Consider the following 15,555-nt stretch of genomic DNA (forward strand, 5'->3'; position numbering starts at 1 on the left):
GGTGACAATAGCGTTTTGGACCCACCTGACTCCATGCCGAACTCAGTAGTGAAACGAAACAGCGCCGATGATAGTGTAGCATTTGCTATGTGAAAGTAGGACATTACCAGGCTTCAAATTGTAGAAAGCCCGACTAGAAATAGTCGGGCTTTTTTACATCTGCAGAAAAGTAAAATGTGCGCAATTATCATCCACTCACAGCAACACCCATCTCGTAGGCCGGGCGAGCGTAGCGACTCCCGATGTGAAAATCGCAACAAAACCCCTCAATATCTCAGTCGGTCGATACAGTAGCATTTCACTGTGATTTTCTACCGCTGTGGGCACTACGACTTTCTACCGCTGTGGGCACTACGACATCCTACTGCGTAGCGCACCGACCTCACATTGTAGAGAGCCCGACTAGAAATAGTCGGGCTTTTTTACATCTGCAGAAAAGTGAAATGTGCGCAGTTAACACACACTCATACCAACATCCATCACGTGGGTCGTTCGAGCGTAGCGACTCCCGACGTTAAAATCACATCTCGGAGTGTGCAATTAATATTTATAAAAGTAGGATTGTTAATGAGTGCAGAGATATTTAGTCGTTAATCATTACTTAAAATTTTATCTAGTTGTCCTGTTCTCATTTTTATTTAGATACTTCTAATAAAGTACTTAAGAAAACTGTACTATTACAGGTGTTTTAAAATAACTATAACGAGAAAAAAATGAAATTATTAACTGCAGCAACTTTATTACTTGCTTCATCGACAGCCTTTGCACGCCCTGCACCGTTAGTGTCTATTCCTACTCATGATGCCTTTTTTAATAGTATTGCAGCGCATTGTGGTAAAGCTTTTGAAGGTGAAGTAGCGGTAGATAACGCGAAAGGCCCAAGCTCATTTACAGATAAAAAACTGGTTATGCATGTACGTAAATGTGGTGAGACTGAGTTACAAGTACCGTTTCATGTAGGAGACGATGCATCACGTACGTGGATCATAACTAAAACGGGTAGCGGCTTGAGTTTAAAGCACGATCATCGTCATAAAGATGGAACAGACGACGCATCAACTATGTATGGTGGCCATACGCTTGATGCAGGGTCTGCGCAGATACAGTCGTTTCCAGCAGACCAATACTCTAAAGAGTTATTTGTAAAACAAGGTCTTGCGCAGTCTGTAGGTAATACATGGCAAATGTATATTTACCCAGAAGTATTTACTTATCGATTAATTCGCCAAGGACGTGAGTTTAAGGTGGATTTTGATTTAACTAAACCGATTACTCCACCATCAGCACCTTGGGGTTATAAATAAGGTTACTTACCCTTACTTGTATCTTCTTTAGTTTCGCATTGGAGTAAAACACTTAAATCAGGTTGGTAAGCGCGTGGTTTTGTTGGAAAGCGTTCGTACTCTTGCACGCCTTCAAGTACTTTCAACATAAAGGTATTGCCGCGGCATAGACGGTCAGCATGACGTAACAAAAATACACTTTGATTGGTAAAGTGTTTGTAATCGTCTGACTGGATTTCTATTTTATAGTTGTCTTCGCCAATTTGTGTTTGGTAGTAATGTACTTTGTTATCAAAGTCGTAGAGCTTCTCGGTTTCGGCTTTTTCAGCAAGTGCAGTATTTGCACTCGAAAGGGCCACCAGCGTAGCGCCTATAAATAAGCGTGGTGTGTTTATTCCTTTCATAAAATGTATCCTTTAATTTGCGAACTTTATACCCATTAATAAGAGTAATAAGGTCGATTTCTTTACGTATTAGTCTAACACCCAAAAAGGGAAAGTGTGATGTTCAAACAAATAAAACAACTTTTTGCTGTATTCGATGAACAGCAGCCAAGTATGCAAGAGCACGACTTAAAAACAGCGGTTGCTGCATTATTAATTGAAGTTATGCGCGCAGATACCAAGCTTGAACATGATGAACAACGAACCCTGACTGTAACCTTAAAAAAGTACTTTAATTTAACAGACACTGAGGTTAATGAGCTTACTAATAATGCGGCAAGTAGCTTAGATGATTCGATAGATTACTTTCAGTTTTCAAAACAGATTAATGAGCATTGTAGCGCGGAGCAGCGAATAGAAATAATAGAGTTATTATGGCGCTTAGCGTATGCCGATGGAGAAATAGATCCCCAAGAAGACTACGTTATACGTAAAGTAGCAGGGCTTTTATATGTAACGCATACCGACTTTATCGCCGCCAAAATAGCAGCGACAAAGTAATTAGTTATTTAGGCGTGCAAGTTATCTTAACTTACTTGCAACGCTTACTAACTGATGAGCGAGGGCTGATACTTTTTCAGCCGTTACAGGTTCATTTATTTGCCCATTCTCATTAAACAGTGTGTGCACAGCGGGTACTGCAAGTTGATCGGCAAGTACTAACGATCCAATGCCGCTTAATATATCACGCACATGATTTAAACCGCGTAAGCCGCCAAGCCCACCAGGCGATGCTGCAAACAAAGCAACCACTTTATTACGAAAAGCAGGAACAGCACCTTGCTCTGTACGCGATGCCCAATCAATCGCATTTTTTAGTGCTGCGGTAATAGAGCCGTTGTACTCTGGGCTTGCTAGTAAAATACCGTCGGCTGTACGTAGCTTATCTTTTAAAAGCTGTACATCGCTTGGTGTACCTTGCGCTTCAATATCTTCGTTAAATAGTGGGATGTTTAATTCGTTTAGTTTTATTACTTCTACTTCAGCACCTGTTTGTAGAGCAAAACGTGCTGCCTCATTAATAATTTTTTGGTTAAAGCTTTCTTGGCGAAGGCTTCCAGCTAGGGCGATAATTTTTGGTGCTGACATGGTAGTGGCCTTTTAATGTTTTAAGTTACATGACTAATGTAGCAAAATTTCACTTGTAGAAAACCCTAATAAACGCAACACTTGTGTGCGTATATGCACATAAGTAAAAGGTAGGCAGCATGGCGATAAAATTTGAAGATTGGCAAGACGTTAAAGTTGCGTTCGAAGTAGCACGGTTAGGCACGCTAACAGCAGCGGCCGAGGAGCTTAATGTGCACCACAGCACAGTGCTTAGGCGAATTAATAATCTTGAAAAAAACTTAAATGCACGGCTTTTTCATCGCCATGCTCGTGGCTACAAGGTTACTGAAATTGGCACCAAGTTATTTGCAACAGCACAAACAATCCATAGCTCCTTAGAGCAGTTACATAACGATATAGTAGCGGCCGATAGCACCCTTAGAGGTAGTTTGTTGCTAACGACGGTAAGTGGCTTCATGGATGTCCTTGGTGATGTATGTGAGCAATTTCAGGCGCTACATCCACAAGTGCAGCTTGAGGTTATTTTAGAACAAAAAAGGCTAAGGCTCGATCACGGACAAGCACATATTGCAGTGCGTGCAGGCCCAAGACCTGATGAAGGCGATTATATTGCTCAGCATTTGGCGCAGCTTTCATCGGGTTTATACGCTAATAAACGTTACATTAATAAATACGGTATGCCTAAATTATTAATTGATTTACAACAACATAACTTTGTATCGGGCGTGGCAGGTTTTAATGCCCGCGTGCCTTATTTTGCATGGGCTGATGAGCACATTCCTGCATCGCAAATAAAGCTGCGAGTATCTGAAACTGCAGAAGCGACTCGTGCAATCATTAAAGGGCTAGGCATTGGCGGATTACAACATGACGTAGCGGCGCAATATCCTGATTTAGTGCCTATATTGCACAGTGAGTTAAGCTGGCCTACCGATGTATGGTTAGTCACGCATCACTTAGTGCATCGTACTGCTAAAGTACAAGCTTTTGCAGGGTTGTTAAAAACACACTTTAGTAAGTTAGCTGCTAATCAATAGTTTTAGCAGCGTGTTAGCTGTATTTTAAATGATTATAGTGTTTTTTTTACTTCTATCCCTAGGCGTTTAGCCAAGCGTACTAAGTTTGCTCTATCTAATTCAAGTACTCTTGCTGCTGCTGACCAGTTGTAGTTATGCTTCTTTAATTGCTCGGTAATTACGTTGTATTGCAACGATTCTACAGCTTGCTTTAAAGGTTGGTTGATTAAGGTGTTGGTTGTACTTTGGCTTGCTACTAGAGAGTTTTGCGGCGCACTCGGTGTTAAGTCACAGTGCTCGCTTGTAATGGTTATTATCGGATTTTGCCATTGGCTTTGTTTTTCTTTTAGGGCGCTGCGGCTAATGACATGTTCAAGCTCGCGCACGTTACCTGGCCAGCTGTACTGATTAAGCAGTACTTGCGCTTCAGGGCTTAGTTTTAATTGTTTTATCCCTAATTTACGGGCTGTTTGCTCAATAAAATAACCAGCTAAGAGTGTTATGTCGTGCTCGCGTTTACTAAGTGGTGGCACAGTAATAGGGTAGACACTGAGGCGATGGTATAAATCGGCTCTAAAGCGACCTTGAGCTACTTCTTCTTTTAAATTTCTGTTGGTTGCGGCAATGACGCGTACATCTACGTACTTTGGCGTGTCTTCTCCTACCGTTTGTATTTCGCCACTTTGTAGCACTCGTAATAGTTTACTTTGCATGGCAAGGGGTAGTTCCCCAATTTCATCTAAAAATAACGTGCCGCCATCAGCTAATTGAAATTTACCTTGGCGCGAATTTTGTGCGCCTGTAAAAGCCCCTTTCGCATGACCAAAAAATTCACTTTCAGCGAGGTTTTCGGGAAGCGATGCACAATTTAAGTGAATAAGCAGTTGATCTTTGCGAGCTGAATTTAAGTGAATATTACGTGCAACAAGCTCTTTCCCTACCCCTGTTTCACCTAATATAAGCACGCTAAAGTTAGATGCTGCAACGAGTTTAATTTCGTTTTTAAGTGTTTGCATTAGTGGACTTTGACCAATAATTTCACCGCCGTCACGTGTTAATGCTTCACGATTTAGTTCTTGTACTAATGCACTTGAGTGCTGTGCATGCTGTTTGTAATGGGCAAGTTCTAAGGCCGTTTTAAAGTGCGCGCTACACAGCGTTTGTAAGGTATTGAGTGTATCAGCGCTTATGCTGTTAAATGCATTGGCGTTAAGGCTATCAAACGTAAGTACGCCAAGTAGCGCGTTTTTATCATAAAGAGGTAAACCTAAACATGCATGTACCGGTATGTCGCCGGTTTTAGCTAATAGTAATCCGTCGTATGGATCGGGTAGTGGGCAGTCGTGCGCAAATTGAAGCGCGAGTGTGCTTTTGCAAATAGCTTCTAGGCGAGGGTGTTCTACTATTTTAAATCGTCTGCCTAAACTGTCGGGCATTAATCCTTTAATTGCCAGTGGTTTTAATTGTTCGCCCTGAAGCACTAATAACGCACTTGCATCACTTGGAATAACCCGCTCAACCGTTGCTAGTAATTTATCAAAGCTATGCTCGTGTAGTGTACTTTGAGCAAGCTCTAGAGCAACTTGTGTAAGGTTGAATTGCTGGTTCACGTCAAAATGACCTATTTGTGTTTTTATGAGTTAATTTATAGTAGGTCATAAAGACTCACACTGTAAAGTGATTTAATTTAACTTGTTGAATTTAATTAATTAAACTTGTTGGCACAGTATGTGTAATAGCTAAGTAACGTAGTTAGTTACAGAGATCGCCATGAACACACTAATGCTGAATAATTTAAATAATCAAACACAGTTTAGTTCACTGCATGAGGCACTAGCGTGCGCTGAATACTTTTTTGCTCAGTATGGTGTAGGGCAGGAAATAAAATAATGCGCCCTATAAACTTAACTGAGCCAATGCCAGCACGCGTTGCTATTCATCAAGTATCTCAATGGTCGTTATGGATGCTAGCTTTTAGGCCTTTCTTTTTAGGCGGTGGCTTATTGGCATTTTTGTCAGTGGGGTATTGGCTACTTATTTTAACAGGCCATGCAAGTTGGCACTTATCGATACCTGCGACATTATGGCACGCGCACGAAATGCTGTTTGGCTTTGCAGGAGTTGTAGCTGTTGGCTTTTTACTTACCGCAGCACAAACGTGGACAGGCGTGCCGAGCATAAGTGGCAAAGCCCTTATGTGGCTTACGTTTATATGGCTTGCAGCGCGCTTAGCATTTTTTGTAGTACTGCCAGATATTGCTCATTTTAATTTATATGCTGCACTTACATTACAAGTTATTTGGTGGCTAGGCGCCATAACCGCGTTGGCTAATATGTTATTAAAAGCCAATAGCAAAAGTAACTATCCGTTTTTAGCTATTTTAGCTGTGCTTTGTGGGCTCAATGTATTGTATTTAATACTTGTTTTACAACAAAACATGCAGCTTGCACTTGGTGTGGTTGATACCGCAGTGCTGGTTATTACTTTACTAGTTGGCATTGTTGCGGGCCGCGTTTTACCATTTTTTACCGCTAAAGGTCTGGGGTTAGCCGCACAAGTTCGCACTCCTAAAATAGATAAAGCTGTTATGTATTTATCTATTGTGGCTATCACTTTATTTTTCATCAACAAGTTGTTTTTGAACACGATTAATCCTGCGTTAGTTGTTGCAACTGTTGCTGCGCTTCACCTGCTTAGGGCTGGTTGTTGGTGGGATAGCAAGGTATTGAGAGTGCCGTTGTTATGGTCTTTACATTTTTCCTACTTAGCGTTAGGCGTAGGGTTAATGATGGTTGCATTTAGCTTTTATAGCAGTGCAATGCAATTTAAAGATGCGCTGCACTTAATCACTATTGGCACAATAGGTATGATGATTTTAGCAATGATGACGCGTGTATCGCATGGTCATACAGGGCGGATACTCGCTATTCCTCATTACATGGCTGTTGCTTTTGCATTTTTGCTTGTGGCCGCTATTACTCGTTCATTACTCCCTTTTATTATTAGGCCTCACCTTGCTTGGCAAATAAGTGCTTTGCTGTGGTTAGTAGCTTTTTCATTATTTTTAATTCACTGCACACCTATATTAACGCGGCGTCGTGTTGATGGGCGTCGTGGTTAGTTCATCCATAGGAAATACATATGTTATCTGATAAAACCATTGAGATTGTAAAAAGCACAGTTCCGTTATTAGCGCAGGCGGGTACGGTTGTTACCGATCATTTTTATAAGCGTTTATTTAGTCATAATCCTGAGCTTAAAAATATTTTTAATATGGCGAACCAAGATACAGGTCGTCAGCAATTTGCACTTTTTAATGCATTGGCTGCGTATGCACAAAATATTGATAATTTAGCCGTATTAAAAGAAGCGCTAACACGTATTAATCATAAGCATACAAGCTTGAATATTTTACCTGAGCATTACCCTATTGTAGGTGCACACTTAATTGGTACGCTTAAAGAACTTCTTCCTGAGCAATTTACTCCCGATGTTGAATACGCTTGGCGCGAAGCTTACGGCGTACTTGCTGATATTTGTATAACCGAAGAAGCTGCTTTGTATGAGCACAGTAAAAATAAACACGGTGGTTGGGCGGGAACTCGGCAATTTGAAATAACCAACAAACAGGCCGAATCAGAACTAGTAACGAGTTTTACACTTACGCCAGTTGATGGCGAAGCTGTTATTACACATAAACCAGGGCAGTATTTAGGTATTAAAGTTAAGCCAGAGGGCGCTGAATATGAAGAAATTCGCCAGTATTCTATTTCACAAAAAAGTAACGCTAAAAACTACCGTATTAGTGTTAAAAAAGAGCTACAGCCAAAGCCTGGCATGGTGTCTAATTATTTACACTCATTAGAGCAAGGCACTATTGTTGAGTTATACCCGCCGGCAGGAGACTTCTTTTTACGCAATAACACAAGTCCAGTGGTTCTCATTTCAGCAGGTGTTGGGCAAACGCCAATGCTGGCTATGCTTGAAACGTTATTAAGTGACAATTCTAATCAAGAGATTATGTATTTACATGCTTGCGAAAATACTCAGCAACATTCGTTTTCAAAATATTTATATGATCTAACAGCGCAGAATAACCACTTGAAAACAATAACGTGGTTTAACCAAGCGACAGAGGGCGCTGACTTTACTGGGTTAATGAACCTAAATGCAGTACAAGCACAGCTACCATTGAGTAATGGCGACTTTTACTTATGTGGTCCTGCCGGTTTTATGGCATTTATAAAAAAGCAGTTACTTGAACTAGGTGTTAAAAACGAGCAGATTCATTATGAAGTGTTTGGTCCGCATGAAGACTTGTAATAACGCTTTAAAATAGAAAAAGGCGTACAGCGATGTGCTGCGCGCCTTTTTATAAACGCTAATAAAGTGCTTTATAACTCTTTACAGGTCACACCTTCAAGTACTGTAGTAAGCTCTTTTTTAGGATAGTAAAGCTCGCATTGGTTATTACGTAGTTGCAAAATAAACTTCTCAGATTTTATATTATGCGCGCCCATAATTACTCTGCCATCAGACCCTTTACTCATTGCATGATCAATTAGCAGTTCGCTACGTTTAGTAAATACGGAATCGGAAAGTGTTACTAATGCGCCTCCCTTAGCTTGTTGAATTGCCTGTTGTAGTGTTGCAATAACGCTAGGATTAACGCTCGTTAATATAGCGGGTTTAGCGGGATCACTATTTACACTTTGGCATCCACCTAAAGCGAATAAGGTAGCTAATGGGAGTAATAATTTATCCATTACCTTTCCTCACTCAGTGTTGGCCAAGTTAAGTCCATATTACGCTGGGTAAATTGCTCAGGCATATTTAAAGGAATGAGAGATTCACGAGAGCTTGAAAAATTAGCTGGCTCTGCTTTTGCAGCAGCCGTTCTAATTGGGCAATTGCCATTTTCAACATGAAACAATGCGGTGGCTAAAACGGCCTCGTCACTGTCGCCTAACTGATGATCAAAGTCGTCCTCAATTTCACAACCTTGAACATCAGCATCAAATTGTGGCGTAGGGGTTGGTGTAAAACCCGCAGCGTATTCGCCAAATCCTTTGCTATTTACCCCACTAAATTGAATAGTGTAATAGGTTGTTGCGCAGTTATGAGTTGGGGTAAAGCCATAGGGCTTACCGCAGGTTGTATCGCCAATTAAAATAACTTCTGCGTCTATACCTTTTAAACCATTAATAAAAGCTTCTGATGCCGAACAGGTGCCTGATGTGCTTAATACATAAACCTTCGATAAGTTTAAATCAGGTAGGTTTTCACCTGTGCTAAAAAAAGTAGAGTAATCTATTTCTTCATCAATAAATGGAAAAGGCGAATCAACGGGTTGTTTATCGTTTTGTTGAGTTTGATAATAAAAGCGGTTGTTAACGTTGGCATTACCGGCAACCATATAAGCCAATTGTGCCGACAGTGCTAATAAACCACCACCGTTATATCTAAAGTCGATTACAAGCTCATCAATACCATCGGTTTTAAACTTATTTACTGCATCAATAAGCCCTTCTTGGGCAATGCTTATATGACTATTAAATTGCATGTAACCCACGCTTGAACCATTTGCGGTTGTAATCGTTTTAACATTTTGAACCGGTGTTTGTTCAATATTGCCAGCGGTTACATTAAATGTTTTTTCGGCGCCATCGTTACTGCGTACAACAATAGTATGTGAGTCGCCGTTAGTAGGACTAAATAAACCTTCGTTAAGCGTATCTACACCCGACTGTGTATTGGTATTAATGCTAACACCGTCAACTGAAAGTACAGTATCACCACGTTGAAAGCCTATTTGGCTTGCAGGTGAATCATCTTCAAGATAAGCGACGCGTAAAATACGGTCGGCTGTATCGCCAATAAACGCCCAATTTATACCGTAACCAGAAGTAACGCCCGATTGCGCTTCTTGAAAGTAATCTTCAGTAGGTTCTGAAAAATGAAAGTTATCTTTTTTTGCCCCTGAGTCGGTAAGCTGCTCTGTTTTTAATTGGGCAAAATAATCGGCTACTGTGGCAAAGCTTTCAGGATCGTTATCGGCAATCTCATCATACCAAAGGTAGGTTTCGTCGCTCCAAGAGCGAAGCCAGAGTTTTTCGTAAAGGGCAGAACCGGCTTGATCTGGGTAAGGCTCGTTGTTATTAAAGGGATCGTTACCCGTACGCGGGGTTTCGCAAAAGTTTTTTAAATCGTTAGAGGGTTCAAATACACCCGCAGTCCATGTTGGACTGCTACTAACAGGTGTTGTAACTACAGGGGCTGAGTCGATACCGCTACCGCCGCCGCCACAACCGGTCAAAGCAAAGCCCGCAAATGCAGTGAAAATGGCAAGCGAGGTTTTATTATTTTTAAACATAGTTAAGGGCTTTTTTGTAAATAAGTTGTTTAAAATATTACAACACTCGCTCGTTTATTCAACATTTATAACTTTGATTTATGTAAATGAGTGTTAAAGCTTAGAGCTTGCTCGCACTACTTGTATCTGCGAATGCTTGCTTTTGCCATGCATTAAATAACTTTTGCTGTTTATCAGAGATTTTTAAACCGTATGTTTTTTGCATGTAAGCGTAGGTGTCAGCTATACGTTTTCGTGCATAAACAGGCGGTTCAACTACACGTTGCTTAAAGTTTACTTTTACTTCGCAACGACCATATTGTGTGGCGTTTTCGCTAAGCATACCAAAACGATAATTAGAGCGATCGGCATTAATTTCGCCAATAGCTGGCGCTAAGTTATTTATATCAGCTTCCATTTTTCTAAATTTAGCACTTACTTTACGGCAGTTTTTACGCCCGCCATCTTGCCAGCATTGTAGCTGGTGACCAAATTCCCACGCCGGAACAATGTGCTCCCACTCAATGCGTAGTGCTCGCACATTTACTTTACCTGAGCGGGTAAGGGTATTTCGAGGAATGTAACCACAGTTAGACGGGTCAGGAACGAGTTTTTTGCCTTCTTTTTTAATGTCGCAACCGCAGTAAATGCTTTTGGCGTTGTCAGGTAGGGTTTTAATTAAATGTCTTTTAGCCGTTGAAAAACGGGTAAATTGTTCGGCTGATACCGAAACGCACACACAACAAGCCAATAAGGCCAGAATAAATCGAGTCATATCCATCACAAATGTGAACTACAGGAATAGGCAGTTTAAAGCCCTGAAGATAAAAGATAAAGTTAACTTAAGGCCTACGCTTATATTAATAAAAAGTGCCTGATTAATTTTTTTACTCAAAGTTACTTTCACTATTCATTTATTTCTCAATATTTATCGTATTTTAACCACACAAGGTTACCCGTTAAGGAGTATGCTTAAAGCTTACTCAATATGAGGATTTGGATTGCAAATGAAATTTGTTGATTATTATGCAGTGCTTGGAATATCGCCTGATGCAGATGATAAAGCGGTTAAAGTTGCTTATAAAAAGTTAGCCAGAAAATATCACCCAGATGTAAGCAAAGAGCCTCAAGCAGAAGATAAGTTTAAAGAAATAGCAGAAGCTTACGAAGTCATCCATAACAAAGAAGAACGCACTAAATACGACGAGTTACGTCGTCACCAACAAAATCGTGCTCGTCAACAGCAAGGCCATTATGGTGGTAACAATGCCTCTTCGCAAAGTAATTATCAGCAAAGCGATCCTCAAACCGACCAAGAGTTTTCTGACTTTATTAATTCAATGTTTGGCGGAGCTGGTGGATTCGATCGTTCCGGGCAGAGCAGAAGTAACGCCGCTCGCGCGCAAAAAGGACAAGATGTGGAAATAGAGTTCCCAATTTTTCTTGAAGAGACTTTAGTTGATACCGTTAAGCCTGTTGAGTTTATGTTACCGCAGCGAGACAGCAGTGGCCGTGTCACTGAAATTAAAAAATCACTTAAAGTGAAAATTCCTGCAGGCTCAGTAAATGGCGAGCGAATTCGACTAAAAGGGCAAGGCGGATTAGGGTCAGCTAATGGGCAAAATGGCGACTTGTATTTACAAATTAGTTTAGTGCCTCACCCATTATTTGATGTTGAAGGTCATAACCTAAATATAGTTGTCCCTCTTGCACCATGGGAAGCGGCTCTTGGTACAAAGCTAAATTTACCTACGTTGACAGGAAACATCCAATTAACTATTCCTTCTAATAGTCAGTCTGGTCAACGCTTGCGTATTAAAGGTAAGGGATTAATGAGTAAAAAAGCTAAAGGTAATTTATTTGCTGTGCTTAAAATTGTTAATCCAACATCTGTTGATGATGCCAGTAAAAAACTGTGGGAAGAATTAGCCAAAAAAGCTCACTTTGATCCCCGTAATAACTGGAGCAAGCCATAATGCAAATTATCGTGACACAAAAAGACGATTTACTTACTAGCAAAGAGCTATGTTTGAGCAGTGATATTAGCGAAGCAATTTTATATGAGCTAGTTGAGCATAATATTGCGGTTCCAATTGAGGGGGATCATGTTACGCAGTGGCAATTTACGGTATCTGCAGTGACCTTAGTTAAAAAAGCGGCCCGCATCCAACATGACTTTTCGTTAGATTGGTCGGCAATAGCTTTAGTTTTACAATTGCTGGATGAGCGTGATGAGTTGATTTTCGAAAACGAAATGTTAAAGCGACATTTGAGTCGATTTAAGCACTTGGAATAAAATAAGCCCTAGGCTTATTTACTCTTTGATAAGTGGGCGCTAGCTCTCAAAAACCAATATGACTACTTTGATTTATTCTTATTTTTAATTCGGATAAATCGTTTTAGTCGTATATTTTGTATAAGTAGTAATATTCCACTTAAACAAAAAAGTACACTGGTTGCTGAAAAGCTAATAAGCAGTGGATTATTAAAATCCTCTCGCTCATCGTAATCCATAATATGTAACATCCAAAAAAAGTCGAATATTCGCCATAGCGTGCTGCGAACGGTAACAACTTTGCCGTTATTTTCTGACAAGTACAGTGTTGTGTTAAATGTGTCGTCAAATTGTACCTGCCAAACATTGGTTTTATATCCAACTTCTCGCATACCTTGCTTTAGTAGTACAGCGCTTGTTACTTGAGCGTCAATAAGTAAGTGTGCTTTAGCATTTGCGGTAATTTGTATTTTAGTTGGCGGTTCAAATGGTCGGCCTGTTATTCCATTGAAGCTTTGCTGCTCGTTATTACTAAAGACAGTAATAAGTGGTGTAGTTAAGAAGTTCTCAAAAATTATTTGTGTTGGATTAACCACCTGAGAGGCAATATCGTCAAGGGAGGCAACATAATCAGCCTGCGTAAATGGGTTATTAAGAGTACGTGTTGCAAGATGCTCCCCATGAACTTTATCAAGAGGGATTGCACTCATAATTAAACCACCTAGTAACCATGCTAAAATTTGTAGTGCTAATAAATATCCTAACCATTTATGTAACTTGCGAGCATGTTTAAATATTTTTTTATTCATGTTTTAGTCTTATTATTTTTAGAAGCTAGTTTATTACATCAATGGGATAAGTTACTGCGACATTTTGTCGCAGTTTAAACTATAGCTTACTGTAATCATTTAAAAATAAAAAAGATTACACTTAAATTCCTAACATGACTTATCTGTTTAATTGAGCTGAATGTTTTATATCCAGCCAGCTTTAAATGCTAAAAAATACTTAAAAGCTGCGAAATATCCATATAAAGTGGTTAATAGAGCATAGTTGATTTGGTATAACGGTAAAACTGCGTTAAAGTTTGCAATGAAATTATTAGAGGATAAATACGAAACGATGTCGGAAATTCAATTTTTAAATGTAGATCTTGAGCTTGAATCAAAGCAAGATATTAGTTTGCTAGTGGCGGACTTGAAAAAAGTCGCGACGATTTTACATTATGACAAAGACGAATACCGTCAACTAGCGCGTATTGAAGCTACAGGTGAGGTGAGCACACCTGATAAAGCCATAAACCATATATGTGAGCTTATTGAATCGTGTTCGCGTAACGCGCTAAAGCAATGGTTAAGCTGTTCACGTAGAACGTTTGATATTGGTTTTGAATCAGGGACTTCTCCTAAGTGCTTTAATCAAGCCTTAGATGCAGATACATTATTGCGTATATCTGCGATTGGTGCGGGTATGGAAATTACCATTTACCCAATCGAAAAGTAACTATCTTCGCTCTACGACTGCTGCGGTCATTTTTGATACGCAGCACAGCTCATTGCGGCTATTTGTAATTTTTATTTCCCATACTGAACTACGTTTACCTATATGAAATGCTCTAGCCGTGGCTGTTAAAGTGCCGTTGCGAGATGCTTTTAAATGACTTGCGCTAATCTCCTGCCCTACACAGTAAAATTTAGTAAAATCGACAACAAAGTTAGCGGCATAGCTGGCAACTGTTTCGGCAAGTACAACGTTAGCACCGCCGTGTACCATCCCCATCGGGTTATGATGCTCAGGAATTGCCGGCATTGTGGCAACCAAATAATCATCGCCAATTTCTGTGACTTCTATCCCCATAGTTTTCATTAATGTTCCTTGGCCATTAACGCCTTGCTCTAACTGCTTGCACAGCTCTAAGGTGATGGGCTGGTACCAAATACTCATAATGTCTCCTTTGCATTTTTAATCATTTATAAACTTAGCTTTAGTTATATCCTTGAAATGTACACAAGTGAAATTACTTTAGCTATTTTAAGGCTTAATTTAAATTTGCGATTTTTATTTAACTGTATATACTCACAGTTAAATGTACTGTATGGAAAACCAGTTGTATGCGACCATTAACGAACCGCCAAGCTCAAATACTCGAACTAATTAAAGTTTTTATTAAAGACACTGGTATGCCTCCTACACGTGCTGAAATAGCGCAAACATTAGGTTTTAAAAGTGCCAATGCTGCTGAAGAACATTTAAAAGCACTTGCTAAAAAAGGCGCAATTAAAATGAAACCAGGTGCAAGCCGTGGTATTCAATTAATTGAAGAAGAAGAGCCAGAACAATTAGGTTTACCGCTTATAGGGCGTGTTGCTGCTGGTTCACCTATTTTGGCGCAAGAGCACGTTGAAAGTCACTGCAAAATCGATCCATTAATGTTTAAACCGGCTGCAGATTTTTTACTACGCGTTAACGGTATGAGCATGAAAGATATTGGTATTATGGATGGTGATTTACTTGCTGTACATCGTACTCAAACCGCTGAAAATGGACAAGTTGTTGTTGCTCGCCTAGACGAAGACGTAACTGTAAAACGTCTTGAGAAAGCGGGTCGTAAAGTATTACTTCATGCTGAAAACGACGATTTTGACTCTATTGAAGTAGATCTTGAGAATGAGTCTTTTAATATTGAAGGCTTAGCCGTTGGCGTTATAAGAAACGCTGATTGGATGTGACTTTAAAAATAGCTTTTAAACAAGCAGTTTTATAAATGCGTACTAATTAGTACGCATTTTTGTTTTAGAATTTGTACTAAAAAAAGGGCGTAAACAGCCCACTGACTATTTAAGCTGTAAACTTTTTTGCACTTATATTTTCCCCCTCCGAATGCGTTAAACCCCTTTGTTTTGCTCATATTTTGAACTTCCTGTTGCCCAGTTGATTACCGATTTTTTTTAATTATTCAATATCACCTGATTGTTTTTTATACTAAAACTTGCTTGTTGTTCGTTTTTTAGCTAATTGTTAATGTGCTGAGCTAATAATAACTCACAGCTTTTTAGTTTTGAGAACACACAATATACACAAACTCGTTGTTGGCGCAGCAAAACCAATCAATAT

At 39.8% G+C, this 15,555-nt stretch carries 17 protein-coding genes and 1 rRNA gene; 10 read left to right on the forward strand and 8 right to left on the reverse strand.

The annotated features are described in order from the left end of the window. Both rrf and H5159_RS13850 read left to right on the forward strand, forming a co-directional pair. Nucleotides 1-112 (forward strand): 5S ribosomal RNA (gene rrf, locus H5159_RS13845); the annotation flags it as partial. 601 nt (nucleotides 113-713) lie between these two features. Continuing rightward, a complete protein-coding gene (locus tag H5159_RS13850) occupies nucleotides 714-1,304 on the forward strand; it encodes a hypothetical protein (RefSeq protein WP_182712897.1) in 591 nt (196 codons plus the stop codon). A gap of 2 nt (nucleotides 1,305-1,306) precedes the next feature. Here the strand turns inward: H5159_RS13850 and H5159_RS13855 are convergent, their stop codons facing one another. Continuing rightward, nucleotides 1,307-1,687, reverse strand: coding sequence for a hypothetical protein (locus H5159_RS13855; protein WP_039489163.1), 381 nt, complete (start codon nucleotides 1,685-1,687; stop codon nucleotides 1,307-1,309). 99 nt (nucleotides 1,688-1,786) lie between these two features. Between H5159_RS13855 and H5159_RS13860 the strand changes: the two genes are divergently transcribed. After that, nucleotides 1,787-2,227 carry a TerB family tellurite resistance protein gene (locus H5159_RS13860; protein WP_154904115.1) on the forward strand — a complete coding sequence of 147 codons (441 nt, stop codon included), beginning with the start codon at nucleotides 1,787-1,789 and terminating at the stop codon, nucleotides 2,225-2,227. Between the two features lie 21 nt (nucleotides 2,228-2,248). Here the strand turns inward: H5159_RS13860 and H5159_RS13865 are convergent, their stop codons facing one another. After that, nucleotides 2,249-2,815, reverse strand: a complete 567-nt coding sequence (locus H5159_RS13865; RefSeq protein ID WP_008138682.1) for an NADPH-dependent FMN reductase — start codon at nucleotides 2,813-2,815, stop codon at nucleotides 2,249-2,251. Between the two features lie 119 nt (nucleotides 2,816-2,934). On the opposite strand from H5159_RS13865, the gene H5159_RS13870 reads away from it, so the two are divergent. Then, nucleotides 2,935-3,834, forward strand: a complete 900-nt coding sequence (locus H5159_RS13870; protein ID WP_138489798.1) for a LysR family transcriptional regulator — start codon at nucleotides 2,935-2,937, stop codon at nucleotides 3,832-3,834. Nucleotides 3,835-3,866: 32 nt separating this feature from the next. Here the strand turns inward: H5159_RS13870 and norR are convergent, their stop codons facing one another. Beyond that, nucleotides 3,867-5,423, reverse strand: a complete 1,557-nt coding sequence (norR, locus tag H5159_RS13875; RefSeq protein ID WP_182716569.1) for a nitric oxide reductase transcriptional regulator NorR — start codon at nucleotides 5,421-5,423, stop codon at nucleotides 3,867-3,869. A 279-nt stretch (nucleotides 5,424-5,702) separates the two neighbouring features. Between norR and H5159_RS13880 the strand changes: the two genes are divergently transcribed. Further along, nucleotides 5,703-6,935, forward strand: coding sequence for an NnrS family protein (locus H5159_RS13880; RefSeq protein ID WP_182716568.1), 1,233 nt, complete (start codon nucleotides 5,703-5,705; stop codon nucleotides 6,933-6,935). A 20-nt stretch (nucleotides 6,936-6,955) separates the two neighbouring features. Then, nucleotides 6,956-8,137: an NO-inducible flavohemoprotein gene (hmpA, locus tag H5159_RS13885; RefSeq protein WP_024605008.1), complete on the forward strand. Its 1,182-nt coding sequence runs from the start codon at nucleotides 6,956-6,958 to the stop codon at nucleotides 8,135-8,137. Between the two features lie 71 nt (nucleotides 8,138-8,208). Here the strand turns inward: hmpA and H5159_RS13890 are convergent, their stop codons facing one another. From H5159_RS13890 to H5159_RS13900, 3 genes are all read right to left on the reverse strand, one after another. Continuing rightward, a complete protein-coding gene (locus H5159_RS13890; protein ID WP_182712894.1) occupies nucleotides 8,209-8,580 on the reverse strand; it encodes a hypothetical protein in 372 nt (123 codons plus the stop codon). Then, nucleotides 8,580-10,187, reverse strand: a complete 1,608-nt coding sequence (locus H5159_RS13895) for a S41 family peptidase (protein WP_182692764.1) — start codon at nucleotides 10,185-10,187, stop codon at nucleotides 8,580-8,582. The genes H5159_RS13890 and H5159_RS13895 overlap by 1 nt, the downstream gene beginning before the upstream one ends. A 100-nt stretch (nucleotides 10,188-10,287) precedes the next feature. Continuing rightward, complete coding sequence (locus H5159_RS13900) at nucleotides 10,288-10,941, reverse strand: endonuclease (RefSeq protein ID WP_149603346.1); 654 nt, start codon at nucleotides 10,939-10,941, stop codon at nucleotides 10,288-10,290. Between the two features lie 232 nt (nucleotides 10,942-11,173). On the opposite strand from H5159_RS13900, the gene H5159_RS13905 reads away from it, so the two are divergent. Continuing rightward, on the forward strand, nucleotides 11,174-12,142 hold the full coding sequence (locus tag H5159_RS13905; RefSeq protein ID WP_182712893.1) for a DnaJ C-terminal domain-containing protein: 969 nt from the start codon (nucleotides 11,174-11,176) through the stop codon (nucleotides 12,140-12,142). Further along, complete coding sequence (locus H5159_RS13910) at nucleotides 12,142-12,462, forward strand: chaperone modulator CbpM (protein WP_024599636.1); 321 nt, start codon at nucleotides 12,142-12,144, stop codon at nucleotides 12,460-12,462. Before H5159_RS13905 ends, H5159_RS13910 begins: the two co-directional genes overlap by 1 nt. A 62-nt stretch (nucleotides 12,463-12,524) precedes the next feature. Here the strand turns inward: H5159_RS13910 and H5159_RS13915 are convergent, their stop codons facing one another. Further along, complete coding sequence (locus tag H5159_RS13915; RefSeq protein WP_182734520.1) at nucleotides 12,525-13,250, reverse strand: hypothetical protein; 726 nt, start codon at nucleotides 13,248-13,250, stop codon at nucleotides 12,525-12,527. Nucleotides 13,251-13,563: 313 nt separating this feature from the next. Between H5159_RS13915 and H5159_RS13920 the strand changes: the two genes are divergently transcribed. Then, nucleotides 13,564-13,944: a hypothetical protein gene (locus H5159_RS13920; RefSeq protein ID WP_024595094.1), complete on the forward strand. Its 381-nt coding sequence runs from the start codon at nucleotides 13,564-13,566 to the stop codon at nucleotides 13,942-13,944. Here H5159_RS13920 and H5159_RS13925 read toward each other — a convergent pair whose 3' ends face one another. Further along, nucleotides 13,945-14,385 (reverse strand): PaaI family thioesterase, encoded by a 441-nt coding sequence (locus tag H5159_RS13925; RefSeq protein ID WP_002959621.1) that lies wholly within the window; start codon nucleotides 14,383-14,385, stop codon nucleotides 13,945-13,947. It abuts the gene before it with no gap. Between the two features lie 167 nt (nucleotides 14,386-14,552). Between H5159_RS13925 and lexA the strand changes: the two genes are divergently transcribed. After that, nucleotides 14,553-15,170, forward strand: coding sequence for a transcriptional repressor LexA (lexA, locus tag H5159_RS13930; protein ID WP_024595093.1), 618 nt, complete (start codon nucleotides 14,553-14,555; stop codon nucleotides 15,168-15,170). Nucleotides 15,171-15,555 lie beyond the last annotated feature (385 nt).

The organism is Pseudoalteromonas sp. SG43-1, assembly GCF_014164415.1.
Classification (GTDB): Bacteria; Pseudomonadota; Gammaproteobacteria; order Enterobacterales; family Alteromonadaceae; genus Pseudoalteromonas; species Pseudoalteromonas distincta.